Genomic DNA, 15,938 nt, shown 5'->3' with positions numbered 1-15,938 from the left:
GGTTCTCCGGGCCCAAGGCGTCAAGAAAGTGGCGTGCCGTACGTGAAAAGTGTGATCATGTATATGAATGTAGTGTTATCCGTCTACAATTTGACGATAAGATTTCGTAAAGACGTTATCACCATCACATTTCCGGAACCCATGTCCTCTACGGGGCGCGGGTCGCGAATTGTGACGTAGACCCCGAAAACCCGCGGCGAATGGGTCGCGCGGTGAGGGGCGGCAACTTCAAGACAGCCTTGGGGGAGGCAGTCCCCGGCTGGCTCGTCCAGATTCAGCGCAAGGGACTACCGTGCAAGGCCTGACCTACATTTTCAAAGCGGCCCTTCGCCGCCACATGGTGACCACATCGGGTTTGATGCTGGTCGCTCTGGCGGCTCTAGCCCCCGCCCATGCGCAGACCTCGGTCCAGAACACCGCCACGGTGGCCCTGCCTCCCGGTTCGCCGGTGGTCGACAGCAACGCAGCGAACAACACCTCTAGCGTGACGGTCGGTGTACTTGCGTTGCCGCGCCTGACCCTGGTCAAGCAGGTCGTCAACGACAACGGCGGCACTGCCGCGGCCACAGCGTGGACACTGGTCGCGACGGGGCCCTCGACGACGATTTCGGGTACTACCGGCGCGGCGGCCGTTACCAGCGCAGCAGTCCCCGCAGGGACCTATGCCCTGTCGGAGACGGGTGGGCCCGCGGCCTACACCGCCAGCACCTGGAGTTGCGTCAAGAATGGCGGCGCGGCGGTATCCGCGAACAGCATCAGTCTGGTCGGCAATGATGTTGCGACCTGCACGATCACCAACAATGACCAGGCGGCTACGCTGACGCTGGTCAAGACGGTGGTCAACGACAATGGCGGCACCGCCACGGTCACCAGCTTCCCGCTGACGGCGACCGGTCCGACGACGATCACCGGCGTGAGCGGCACTGCCGCAGTGACTAGCCAGTCGGTCAACGCCGGCGTTTACACGCTGTCGGAAGTGACGGCGGCCGGCTACACCGCCAGTGCGTGGAGCTGCACGGCCGGAACGCTGTCGAGCAACCAGCTGACCCTGGCCAACGGCCAGAACGCGACCTGCACGATCACCAACAATGACCAACCCGCGACGCTGACGCTGATCAAGCAGGTCGACAACACTGGCGGCGGCACGGCAGTGGCTTCCGACTGGACGCTGACTGCGACGGGTCCGACCGTCGCCAGTGGTCCGGGTGGTACGGGTCCAGTGTCGGTTTCTGCGGGCGTCTACACGCTGTCCGAATCGGCCGGGCCTGCCGGATATGCGGCCGGGGACTGGCAGTGCGTGAACGATGGTATTGCGAGCGTCGGCAGCCAGATCACGGTAGCCAACGGCGGACAGGTCACTTGCGCCATCGTCAACACATTCCAGCCCGCGCCCGCGCTGACGATCGACAAGACGGCCGGCACGCCGTCGGGCAACATGGCAGGCAGCACGATCGCCTACACGTTCCTGGTGACGAACACGGGCAACGTGACGATCACGGGCCTGGTGGTGAACGACGCCCAGCTTGATGCTGCAGCCGTGTGCCCGGTGACGACGCTGGCCCCGGGCCAGAACACGACCTGCACAGGCACGCACACGATCACGCAGGCGGAAGTGGACGCCGGCGAGGTGAACAACAGTGCGACCGCGACGGGCACGCCGCCGACGGGTCCGGTGGTGACCTCGCCGCCGGATACGACGACCACGCCGATCACGCGGAATCCTGCGCTGACGATCGACAAGACGACGACCACGCCGAGCTATGCGGCGGTGGGTGACGTGCTGTCGTACAGCTACCTGGTGACCAACAGCGGCAACACGACGATCACGGCGGCCATCACGGTGAGCGACGACCGGATCGCGACGGTGACCTGCCCGGCGCTGCCGGCCGGTGGCCTGGCGCCGACGCAGTCGATCACGTGCACGGCGACGTACACGGTGACGCAGGCGGACATCGATGCGGGCACGGTGACGAACATCGCCAGCGCCAGCGATGGCACGACGACCTCGCCGACGGACACGGTGACGGTGACGGCGACGCGGAATCCTGCGCTGACGATCGACAAGACGACGACCACGCCGAGCTATGCGGCGGTGGGTGACGTGCTGTCGTACAGCTACCTGGTGACCAACAGCGGCAACACGACGATCACGGCGGCCATCACGGTGAGCGACGACCGGATCGCGACGGTGACCTGCCCGGCGCTGCCGGCCGGTGGCCTGGCGCCGACGCAGTCGATCACGTGCACGGCGACGTACACGGTGACGCAGGCGGACATCGATGCGGGCACGGTGACGAACATCGCCAGCGCCAGCGATGGCACGACGACCTCGCCGACGGACACGGTGACGGTGACGGCGACGCGGAATCCTGCGCTGACGATCGACAAGACGACGACCACGCCGAGCTATGCGGCGGTGGGTGACGTGCTGTCGTACAGCTACCTGGTGACCAACAGCGGCAACACGACGATCACGGCGGCCATCACGGTGAGCGACGACCGGATCGCGACGGTGACCTGCCCGGCGCTGCCGGCCGGTGGCCTGGCGCCGACGCAGTCGATCACGTGCACGGCGACGTACACGGTGACGCAGGCGGACATCGATGCGGGCACGGTGACGAACATCGCCAGCGCCAGCGATGGCACGACGACCTCGCCGACGGACACGGTGACGGTGACGGCGACGCGGAATCCTGCGCTGACGATCGACAAGACGACGACCACGCCGAGCTATGCGGCGGTGGGTGACGTGCTGTCGTACAGCTACCTGGTGACCAACAGCGGCAACACGACGATCACGGCGGCCATCACGGTGAGCGACGACCGGATCGCGACGGTGACCTGCCCGGCGCTGCCGGCCGGTGGCCTGGCGCCGACGCAGTCGATCACGTGCACGGCGACGTACACGGTGACGCAGGCGGACATCGATGCGGGCACGGTGACGAACATCGCCAGCGCCAGCGATGGCACGACGACCTCGCCGACGGACACGGTGACGGTGACGGCGACGCGGAATCCTGCGCTGACGATCGACAAGACGACGACCACGCCGAGCTATGCGGCGGTGGGTGACGTGCTGTCGTACAGCTACCTGGTGACCAACAGCGGCAACACGACGATCACGGCGGCCATCACGGTGAGCGACGACCGGATCGCGACGGTGACCTGCCCGGCGCTGCCGGCCGGTGGCCTGGCGCCGACGCAGTCGATCACGTGCACGGCGACGTACACGGTGACGCAGGCGGACATCGATGCGGGCACGGTGACGAACATCGCCAGCGCCAGCGATGGCACGACGACCTCGCCGACGGACACGGTGACGGTGACGGCGACGCGGAATCCTGCGCTGACGATCGACAAGACGACGACCACGCCGAGCTATGCGGCGGTGGGTGACGTGCTGTCGTACAGCTACCTGGTGACCAACAGCGGCAACACGACGATCACGGCGGCCATCACGGTGAGCGACGACCGGATCGCGACGGTGACCTGCCCGGCGCTGCCGGCCGGTGGCCTGGCGCCGACGCAGTCGATCACGTGCACGGCGACGTACACGGTGACGCAGGCGGACATCGATGCGGGCACGGTGACGAACATCGCCAGCGCCAGCGATGGCACGACGACCTCGCCGACGGACACGGTGACGGTGACGGCGACGCGGAATCCTGCGCTGACGATCGACAAGACGACGACCACGCCGAGCTATGCGGCGGTGGGTGACGTGCTGTCGTACAGCTACCTGGTGACCAACAGCGGCAACACGACGATCACGGCGGCCATCACGGTGAGCGACGACCGGATCGCGACGGTGACCTGCCCGGCGCTGCCGGCCGGTGGCCTGGCGCCGACGCAGTCGATCACGTGCACGGCGACGTACACGGTGACGCAGGCGGACATCGATGCGGGCACGGTGACGAACATCGCCAGCGCCAGCGATGGCACGACGACCTCGCCGACGGACACGGTGACGGTGACGGCGACGCGGAATCCTGCGCTGACGATCGACAAGACGACGACCACGCCGAGCTATGCGGCGGTGGGTGACGTGCTGTCGTACAGCTACCTGGTGACCAACAGCGGCAACACGACGATCACGGCGGCCATCACGGTGAGCGACGACCGGATCGCGACGGTGACCTGCCCGGCGCTGCCGGCCGGTGGCCTGGCGCCGACGCAGTCGATCACGTGCACGGCGACGTACACGGTGACGCAGGCGGACATCGATGCGGGCACGGTGACGAACATCGCCAGCGCCAGCGATGGCACGACGACCTCGCCGACGGACACGGTGACGGTGACGGCGACGCGGAATCCTGCGCTGACGATCGACAAGACGACGACCACGCCGAGCTATGCGGCGGTGGGTGACGTGCTGTCGTACAGCTACCTGGTGACCAACAGCGGCAACACGACGATCACGGCGGCCATCACGGTGAGCGACGACCGGATCGCGACGGTGACCTGCCCGGCGCTGCCGGCCGGTGGCCTGGCGCCGACGCAGTCGATCACGTGCACGGCGACGTACACGGTGACGCAGGCGGACATCGATGCGGGCACGGTGACGAACATCGCCAGCGCCAGCGATGGCACGACGACCTCGCCGACGGACACGGTGACGGTGACGGCGACGCGGAATCCTGCGCTGACGATCGACAAGACGACGACCACGCCGAGCTATGCGGCGGTGGGTGACGTGCTGTCGTACAGCTACCTGGTGACCAACAGCGGCAACACGACGATCACGGCGGCCATCACGGTGAGCGACGACCGGATCGCGACGGTGACCTGCCCGGCGCTGCCGGCCGGTGGCCTGGCGCCGACGCAGTCGATCACGTGCACGGCGACGTACACGGTGACGCAGGCGGACATCGATGCGGGCACGGTGACGAACATCGCCAGCGCCAGCGATGGCACGACGACCTCGCCGACGGACACGGTGACGGTGACGGCGACGCGGAATCCTGCGCTGACGATCGACAAGACGACGACCACGCCGAGCTATGCGGCGGTGGGTGACGTGCTGTCGTACAGCTACCTGGTGACCAACAGCGGCAACACGACGATCACGGCGGCCATCACGGTGAGCGACGACCGGATCGCGACGGTGACCTGCCCGGCGCTGCCGGCCGGTGGCCTGGCGCCGACGCAGTCGATCACGTGCACGGCGACGTACACGGTGACGCAGGCGGACATCGATGCGGGCACGGTGACGAACATCGCCAGCGCCAGCGATGGCACGACGACCTCGCCGACGGACACGGTGACGGTGACGGCGACGCGGAATCCTGCGCTGACGATCGACAAGACGACGACCACGCCGAGCTATGCGGCGGTGGGTGACGTGCTGTCGTACAGCTACCTGGTGACCAACAGCGGCAACACGACGATCACGGCGGCCATCACGGTGAGCGACGACCGGATCGCGACGGTGACCTGCCCGGCGCTGCCGGCCGGTGGCCTGGCGCCGACGCAGTCGATCACGTGCACGGCGACGTACACGGTGACGCAGGCGGACATCGATGCGGGCACGGTGACGAACATCGCCAGCGCCAGCGATGGCACGACGACCTCGCCGACGGACACGGTGACGGTGACGGCGACGCGGAATCCTGCGCTGACGATCGACAAGACGACGACCACGCCGAGCTATGCGGCGGTGGGTGACGTGCTGTCGTACAGCTACCTGGTGACCAACAGCGGCAACACGACGATCACGGCGGCCATCACGGTGAGCGACGACCGGATCGCGACGGTGACCTGCCCGGCGCTGCCGGCCGGTGGCCTGGCGCCGACGCAGTCGATCACGTGCACGGCGACGTACACGGTGACGCAGGCGGACATCGATGCGGGCACGGTGACGAACATCGCCAGCGCCAGCGATGGCACGACGACCTCGCCGACGGACACGGTGACGGTGACGGCGACGCGGAATCCTGCGCTGACGATCGACAAGACGACGACCACGCCGAGCTATGCGGCGGTGGGTGACGTGCTGTCGTACAGCTACCTGGTGACCAACAGCGGCAACACGACGATCACGGCGGCCATCACGGTGAGCGACGACCGGATCGCGACGGTGACCTGCCCGGCGCTGCCGGCCGGTGGCCTGGCGCCGACGCAGTCGATCACGTGCACGGCGACGTACACGGTGACGCAGGCGGACATCGATGCGGGCACGGTGACGAACATCGCCAGCGCCAGCGATGGCACGACGACCTCGCCGACGGACACGGTGACGGTGACGGCGACGCGGAATCCTGCGCTGACGATCGACAAGACGACGACCACGCCGAGCTATGCGGCGGTGGGTGACGTGCTGTCGTACAGCTACCTGGTGACCAACAGCGGCAACACGACGATCACGGCGGCCATCACGGTGAGCGACGACCGGATCGCGACGGTGACCTGCCCGGCGCTGCCGGCCGGTGGCCTGGCGCCGACGCAGTCGATCACGTGCACGGCGACGTACACGGTGACGCAGGCGGACATCGATGCGGGCACGGTGACGAACATCGCCAGCGCCAGCGATGGCACGACGACCTCGCCGACGGACACGGTGACGGTGACGGCGACGCGGAATCCTGCGCTGACGATCGACAAGACGACGACCACGCCGAGCTATGCGGCGGTGGGTGACGTGCTGTCGTACAGCTACCTGGTGACCAACAGCGGCAACACGACGATCACGGCGGCCATCACGGTGAGCGACGACCGGATCGCGACGGTGACCTGCCCGGCGCTGCCGGCCGGTGGCCTGGCGCCGACGCAGTCGATCACGTGCACGGCGACGTACACGGTGACGCAGGCGGACATCGATGCGGGCACGGTGACGAACATCGCCAGCGCCAGCGATGGCACGACGACCTCGCCGACGGACACGGTGACGGTGACGGCGACGCGGAATCCTGCGCTGACGATCGACAAGACGACGACCACGCCGAGCTATGCGGCGGTGGGTGACGTGCTGTCGTACAGCTACCTGGTGACCAACAGCGGCAACACGACGATCACGGCGGCCATCACGGTGAGCGACGACCGGATCGCGACGGTGACCTGCCCGGCGCTGCCGGCCGGTGGCCTGGCGCCGACGCAGTCGATCACGTGCACGGCGACGTACACGGTGACGCAGGCGGACATCGATGCGGGCACGGTGACGAACATCGCCAGCGCCAGCGATGGCACGACGACCTCGCCGACGGACACGGTGACGGTGACGGCGACGCGGAATCCTGCGCTGACGATCGACAAGACGACGACCACGCCGAGCTATGCGGCGGTGGGTGACGTGCTGTCGTACAGCTACCTGGTGACCAACAGCGGCAACACGACGATCACGGCGGCCATCACGGTGAGCGACGACCGGATCGCGACGGTGACCTGCCCGGCGCTGCCGGCCGGTGGCCTGGCGCCGACGCAGTCGATCACGTGCACGGCGACGTACACGGTGACGCAGGCGGACATCGATGCGGGCACGGTGACGAACATCGCCAGCGCCAGCGATGGCACGACGACCTCGCCGACGGACACGGTGACGGTGACGGCGACGCGGAATCCTGCGCTGACGATCGACAAGACGACGACCACGCCGAGCTATGCGGCGGTGGGTGACGTGCTGTCGTACAGCTACCTGGTGACCAACAGCGGCAACACGACGATCACGGCGGCCATCACGGTGAGCGACGACCGGATCGCGACGGTGACCTGCCCGGCGCTGCCGGCCGGTGGCCTGGCGCCGACGCAGTCGATCACGTGCACGGCGACGTACACGGTGACGCAGGCGGACATCGATGCGGGCACGGTGACGAACATCGCCAGCGCCAGCGATGGCACGACGACCTCGCCGACGGACACGGTGACGGTGACGGCGACGCGGAATCCTGCGCTGACGATCGACAAGACGACGACCACGCCGAGCTATGCGGCGGTGGGTGACGTGCTGTCGTACAGCTACCTGGTGACCAACAGCGGCAACACGACGATCACGGCGGCCATCACGGTGAGCGACGACCGGATCGCGACGGTGACCTGCCCGGCGCTGCCGGCCGGTGGCCTGGCGCCGACGCAGTCGATCACGTGCACGGCGACGTACACGGTGACGCAGGCGGACATCGATGCGGGCACGGTGACGAACATCGCCAGCGCCAGCGATGGCACGACGACCTCGCCGACGGACACGGTGACGGTGACGGCGACGCGGAATCCTGCGCTGACGATCGACAAGACGACGACCACGCCGAGCTATGCGGCGGTGGGTGACGTGCTGTCGTACAGCTACCTGGTGACCAACAGCGGCAACACGACGATCACGGCGGCCATCACGGTGAGCGACGACCGGATCGCGACGGTGACCTGCCCGGCGCTGCCGGCCGGTGGCCTGGCGCCGACGCAGTCGATCACGTGCACGGCGACGTACACGGTGACGCAGGCGGACATCGATGCGGGCACGGTGACGAACATCGCCAGCGCCAGCGATGGCACGACGACCTCGCCGACGGACACGGTGACGGTGACGGCGACGCGGAATCCTGCGCTGACGATCGACAAGACGACGACCACGCCGAGCTATGCGGCGGTGGGTGACGTGCTGTCGTACAGCTACCTGGTGACCAACAGCGGCAACACGACGATCACGGCGGCCATCACGGTGAGCGACGACCGGATCGCGACGGTGACCTGCCCGGCGCTGCCGGCCGGTGGCCTGGCGCCGACGCAGTCGATCACGTGCACGGCGACGTACACGGTGACGCAGGCGGACATCGATGCGGGCACGGTGACGAACATCGCCAGCGCCAGCGATGGCACGACGACCTCGCCGACGGACACGGTGACGGTGACGGCGACGCGGAATCCTGCGCTGACGATCGACAAGACGACGACCACGCCGAGCTATGCGGCGGTGGGTGACGTGCTGTCGTACAGCTACCTGGTGACCAACAGCGGCAACACGACGATCACGGCGGCCATCACGGTGAGCGACGACCGGATCGCGACGGTGACCTGCCCGGCGCTGCCGGCCGGTGGCCTGGCGCCGACGCAGTCGATCACGTGCACGGCGACGTACACGGTGACGCAGGCGGACATCGATGCGGGCACGGTGACGAACATCGCCAGCGCCAGCGATGGCACGACGACCTCGCCGACGGACACGGTGACGGTGACGGCGACGCGGAATCCTGCGCTGACGATCGACAAGACGACGACCACGCCGAGCTATGCGGCGGTGGGTGACGTGCTGTCGTACAGCTACCTGGTGACCAACAGCGGCAACACGACGATCACGGCGGCCATCACGGTGAGCGACGACCGGATCGCGACGGTGACCTGCCCGGCGCTGCCGGCCGGTGGCCTGGCGCCGACGCAGTCGATCACGTGCACGGCGACGTACACGGTGACGCAGGCGGACATCGATGCGGGCACGGTGACGAACATCGCCAGCGCCAGCGATGGCACGACGACCTCGCCGACGGACACGGTGACGGTGACGGCGACGCGGAATCCTGCGCTGACGATCGACAAGACGACGACCACGCCGAGCTATGCGGCGGTGGGTGACGTGCTGTCGTACAGCTACCTGGTGACCAACAGCGGCAACACGACGATCACGGCGGCCATCACGGTGAGCGACGACCGGATCGCGACGGTGACCTGCCCGGCGCTGCCGGCCGGTGGCCTGGCGCCGACGCAGTCGATCACGTGCACGGCGACGTACACGGTGACGCAGGCGGACATCGATGCGGGCACGGTGACGAACATCGCCAGCGCCAGCGATGGCACGACGACCTCGCCGACGGACACGGTGACGGTGACGGCGACGCGGAATCCTGCGCTGACGATCGACAAGACGACGACCACGCCGAGCTATGCGGCGGTGGGTGACGTGCTGTCGTACAGCTACCTGGTGACCAACAGCGGCAACACGACGATCACGGCGGCCATCACGGTGAGCGACGACCGGATCGCGACGGTGACCTGCCCGGCGCTGCCGGCCGGTGGCCTGGCGCCGACGCAGTCGATCACGTGCACGGCGACGTACACGGTGACGCAGGCGGACATCGATGCGGGCACGGTGACGAACATCGCCAGCGCCAGCGATGGCACGACGACCTCGCCGACGGACACGGTGACGGTGACGGCGACGCGGAATCCTGCGCTGACGATCGACAAGACGACGACCACGCCGAGCTATGCGGCGGTGGGTGACGTGCTGTCGTACAGCTACCTGGTGACCAACAGCGGCAACACGACGATCACGGCGGCCATCACGGTGAGCGACGACCGGATCGCGACGGTGACCTGCCCGGCGCTGCCGGCCGGTGGCCTGGCGCCGACGCAGTCGATCACGTGCACGGCGACGTACACGGTGACGCAGGCGGACATCGATGCGGGCACGGTGACGAACATCGCCAGCGCCAGCGATGGCACGACGACCTCGCCGACGGACACGGTGACGGTGACGGCGACGCGGAATCCTGCGCTGACGATCGACAAGACGACGACCACGCCGAGCTATGCGGCGGTGGGTGACGTGCTGTCGTACAGCTACCTGGTGACCAACAGCGGCAACACGACGATCACGGCGGCCATCACGGTGAGCGACGACCGGATCGCGACGGTGACCTGCCCGGCGCTGCCGGCCGGTGGCCTGGCGCCGACGCAGTCGATCACGTGCACGGCGACGTACACGGTGACGCAGGCGGACATCGATGCGGGCACGGTGACGAACATCGCCAGCGCCAGCGATGGCACGACGACCTCGCCGACGGACACGGTGACGGTGACGGCGACGCGGAATCCTGCGCTGACGATCGACAAGACGACGACCACGCCGAGCTATGCGGCGGTGGGTGACGTGCTGTCGTACAGCTACCTGGTGACCAACAGCGGCAACACGACGATCACGGCGGCCATCACGGTGAGCGACGACCGGATCGCGACGGTGACCTGCCCGGCGCTGCCGGCCGGTGGCCTGGCGCCGACGCAGTCGATCACGTGCACGGCGACGTACACGGTGACGCAGGCGGACATCGATGCGGGCACGGTGACGAACATCGCCAGCGCCAGCGATGGCACGACGACCTCGCCGACGGACACGGTGACGGTGACGGCGACGCGGAATCCTGCGCTGACGATCGACAAGACGACGACCACGCCGAGCTATGCGGCGGTGGGTGACGTGCTGTCGTACAGCTACCTGGTGACCAACAGCGGCAACACGACGATCACGGCGGCCATCACGGTGAGCGACGACCGGATCGCGACGGTGACCTGCCCGGCGCTGCCGGCCGGTGGCCTGGCGCCGACGCAGTCGATCACGTGCACGGCGACGTACACGGTGACGCAGGCGGACATCGATGCGGGCACGGTGACGAACATCGCCAGCGCCAGCGATGGCACGACGACCTCGCCGACGGACACGGTGACGGTGACGGCGACGCGGAATCCTGCGCTGACGATCGACAAGACGACGACCACGCCGAGCTATGCGGCGGTGGGTGACGTGCTGTCGTACAGCTACCTGGTGACCAACAGCGGCAACACGACGATCACGGCGGCCATCACGGTGAGCGACGACCGGATCGCGACGGTGACCTGCCCGGCGCTGCCGGCCGGTGGCCTGGCGCCGACGCAGTCGATCACGTGCACGGCGACGTACACGGTGACGCAGGCGGACATCGATGCGGGCACGGTGACGAACATCGCCAGCGCCAGCGATGGCACGACGACCTCGCCGACGGACACGGTGACGGTGACGGCGACGCGGAATCCTGCGCTGACGATCGACAAGACGACGACCACGCCGAGCTATGCGGCGGTGGGTGACGTGCTGTCGTACAGCTACCTGGTGACCAACAGCGGCAACACGACGATCACGGCGGCCATCACGGTGAGCGACGACCGGATCGCGACGGTGACCTGCCCGGCGCTGCCGGCCGGTGGCCTGGCGCCGACGCAGTCGATCACGTGCACGGCGACGTACACGGTGACGCAGGCGGACATCGATGCGGGCACGGTGACGAACATCGCCAGCGCCAGCGATGGCACGACGACCTCGCCGACGGACACGGTGACGGTGACGGCGACGCGGAATCCTGCGCTGACGATCGACAAGACGACGACCACGCCGAGCTATGCGGCGGTGGGTGACGTGCTGTCGTACAGCTACCTGGTGACCAACAGCGGCAACACGACGATCACGGCGGCCATCACGGTGAGCGACGACCGGATCGCGACGGTGACCTGCCCGGCGCTGCCGGCCGGTGGCCTGGCGCCGACGCAGTCGATCACGTGCACGGCGACGTACACGGTGACGCAGGCGGACATCGATGCGGGCACGGTGACGAACATCGCCAGCGCCAGCGATGGCACGACGACCTCGCCGACGGACACGGTGACGGTGACGGCGACGCGGAATCCTGCGCTGACGATCGACAAGACGACGACCACGCCGAGCTATGCGGCGGTGGGTGACGTGCTGTCGTACAGCTACCTGGTGACCAACAGCGGCAACACGACGATCACGGCGGCCATCACGGTGAGCGACGACCGGATCGCGACGGTGACCTGCCCGGCGCTGCCGGCCGGTGGCCTGGCGCCGACGCAGTCGATCACGTGCACGGCGACGTACACGGTGACGCAGGCGGACATCGATGCGGGCACGGTGACGAACATCGCCAGCGCCAGCGATGGCACGACGACCTCGCCGACGGACACGGTGACGGTGACGGCGACGCGGAATCCTGCGCAGGAGCTGGAGAAGCTGCTGACCGGTAATGCCGATGGCGATGCCAGCGGCACGGTGAGCGTGGGCGACGTGCTGACCTACACGGTCACGATGACCAACACGGGCAATACGACCCTGGCCAACGTGGTGGTGAGCGATGCGCTGATCATCCCGAACAGCAACACCTGCGCCAGCGTGGCGCCGGGTGCGACCTGCCAGCTGGTGGGTACGTACACGGTGACCCAGGCCGACGCCGATGCGGGCAACATCCGCAACACGGCGCTGGTGACCAGTCCGGTCTGCCCGGCCGGCAGCACGGATCCGGCGTGCACGACGACGATCGACACCCCGGTCGAGAACCCGGTCGTGACCTACAGCAAGTCCGTCGTCCTGCCCTCTGGCCAGACCGAAGTTTCCGTAGGCGATACGCTGACTTATGCGATATCCGTCACCGTCGCAAATGCACGTACGACGGAGCCGTTGACCCTGACCGACACTCTGGGCACCGGCTTGGATCTGGGCGCCGTCTCTGCAGGGGTGTTCTCCTGCAGTGGCACCAACCCGTTGGTCTGCACCCTGTCCGCAGGCACTGTGCCAGGTACCTACACGGTGACCTACACGGCCACGGTCAATGACCAGGCGACCGGTACGGTGGACAACGCGGTGGTCGGTACCGGCGACGATGCCCCGACCTGCGCAGGCACCTGCACCACTGAAACCCCGGTAACCGAGCCGTTGCCTCCGTTGGTGACGTACACCAAGAGCGCAGCTCTGCCGTCAGGCCAGACCGATGCCCGCGTGGGTGACACCGTCACCTACACGCTGACCACCACGGTGGTCAACGCGGTCACCACCAGCGACGTGGTGCTGACCGACACGCTGGGCATGGGCCTGACCTTCGGTGCGGTGACCAATGCCGGTGCGTACACCTGCAACAACACCAACCCGCTGGTGTGCACGCTGCCGGTGGGCACCGTGCCGGGCACCTACACGGTGACCTACACCGCCACGGTCAATGACCAGGCCGTGGGCACGGTGGACAACGCCGTGGTCGGTACCGGTGATGATGCGCCCACCTGTGCCGGCACCTGCACCACGCAGACGCCGGTTGCCGCGCCCCGCGTGGTGGTCTCCAAGTCCTCCGACCCGGGCACCGGTGCCCAGGTGCAGGTGGGCCAGACGGTGCGCTACACGCTCACGGTGGAGATCAGTGCATCGGCCCTGCGCGAGGCCTTGGTCCTGGTCGATACACCCGATCGCGGCCTGACCCTGGGCGCGCTGCCCGCCGGCTGCACCTTCGACGGCACACGGCTGACCTGCCAGCTGCCGGCCGGTACGCCTGCCGGCGTGCACACGCTGACCTACGAGGCGATCGTGAACCCGAACGCCGGCCCCGTGGTGGGCAACCAGGTGAGCGCCACCGGTGGTGGTGGCGAGCTGCCGACCTGCACCACCTGCAGCACGGAGCATGAACTGGAAGCACCGCAGATCCGCCTGAGCAAGACGGCAGGCAGCCGCGAAGTCCGCATCGGCGATCTGGTGCGCTACACCCTGACGGTGGAGAACGTGGGCCGCGTGAACGTGGTCAACGCCAGCGTGGTGGACACGCCGGCGGCAGGCTTCAGCTACGTGGAAGGCTCCCTGCTGGCCAACGATGCCGATGCCATGGCGACGGTGTCTGGCGGCAACCCCCTGCGCTTCAGCGGGGTGGACGTGGCGGCAGGCGAGACTGCGACCCTGGTCTACGTGATGCGCGTGGGCGCCGGCGTACGTCCGGGCACCCACATCAACCAGGCCCAGGTGCGCTCGGCCACCGACGATCCGGTGTCCAACGTGGCCACGGCCGAGGTCGTGCTGACCGCCGATCCGCTGCTGGACGACAGCCTGGTGTTCGGCACGGTGTTCAACGACCGTGACGGCGACGGCTGGCAGGACAGTGCCGCGCTCAGTGGGGTGAAGGTGCAGGGCGGCTTCGCGCCGACGGCCTACATCGCCAACTCCACCACGGTGGATCGCGGTGCAGGTCCCCAGCCGGAGCCCGATGCGAGCTCGCCGTTGCTGCACGGCATCGCCGTGGGCGCGATCAGTGGCCGTCAGTCGGTGGCCGATCCGGTCCAGGACCATGAGGTGGTGATCCGCCAGCGTCTGAACGAGCTGAGCTTCACCGACGACTTCGTGCTGACCAGCAACCAAGGGGTCACGGTGCGCATGGATGCGGCAGGCAATACCCGGGTCGAGCAGTCCGGTGAAGCGGCCAAGGGCCTGACCGCGGCAACGCCCACGGTCGAGCGCCGGGTGGCCCAGTCCGAGGGCGGTTATGTGGTGGATTACGTCATCCGCAACACCGGTATCGATGAGCGCGGCATCCCCGGCGTGCGCATCGCCTCGGTGGAAGGCCTGCTGATCGAGACCGACCAGTACGGGCGCTACCACCTGGCAGGTGTATCGGGCGGTCCGTGGGAGCGCGGTCGCAACTTCATCCTGAAGGTCGACCCGTCCACGCTGCCGGCCGGTGCGCAGTTCACCACCGACAATCCGCTGCTGCGTCGGGTCACCCCCGGCGTGCCGGTCCGCTTCGACTGGGGCGTCAAGCTTCCCGAGCAGGTGATCGAGGGCGGCACCGAGCAGGTGGAACTGGAGATGGGCGAGGTCTTCTTCGCCCCCGGCAGCGCGGAGGTGCGCGAGAAGTACCTGCCGGTGATCGAGGCCATGGCGGCCAAGGTGCGCCAGTACCAGGGCGGGGACGTGGTCATCCAGGCCAACGGCGACAGCCAGGGCCTGGCCTTCGAGCGCGCGAACGCGGTCAAGGCCGCCTTGCTGGACAAGCTCGATGCCGCCTCTGCCAAGGGCCTGATGGTCAGCGCCCGCGGCAGCGTCGACGATCCGTCTTCGATGATCGTGGGCGTGGACGAAGGCGGCGCGCTGCTGGGCACGGTGCTGTTCGATACCGACAAGTCCAACATCCGGCCCGAGTTCGCGCCGCTGCTGGACAAGGTGGCCGCGGCGCTGGAAAAGATGGGCGGCGGCAGCATCGCCATCGTCGGCCATACCGACGTGCGGGCCTCGCACGCCTACAACCTCGCCCTGGGCATGCGTCGTGCCAAGGCGGTCTATGAAGCGCTGGCCCAACGCCTGAGTCCGCAGGTGCGTGCCAACGTTCGCGTCGAAGCCAGCAACGACCCGACAGCCCCTGTCGGCGTACGCAAGTGAGGGGGGG

The 15,938-nt window shown here is 68.0% G+C and carries 1 protein-coding gene; it reads left to right on the top strand.

Annotation, left to right across the window (positions count from 1 at the left end):
- Positions 1–358 precede the first annotated feature (358 nt).
- The gene (locus IAE60_RS03065; protein ID WP_187573821.1) at positions 359–15,931 is read left to right on the top strand and encodes a DUF7507 domain-containing protein; all 15,573 of its coding nucleotides are present in this window, start codon (positions 359–361) and stop codon (positions 15,929–15,931) included.
- Positions 15,932–15,938: the final 7 nt, after the last annotated feature.

This window comes from Pseudoxanthomonas mexicana (assembly GCF_014397415.1).
Classification (GTDB): Bacteria; Pseudomonadota; Gammaproteobacteria; order Xanthomonadales; family Xanthomonadaceae; genus Pseudoxanthomonas_A; species Pseudoxanthomonas_A mexicana.
The sequence above is the reverse complement of the archived record's forward strand: the minus strand, read 5'-3'. Positions and strand labels throughout refer to the sequence as shown.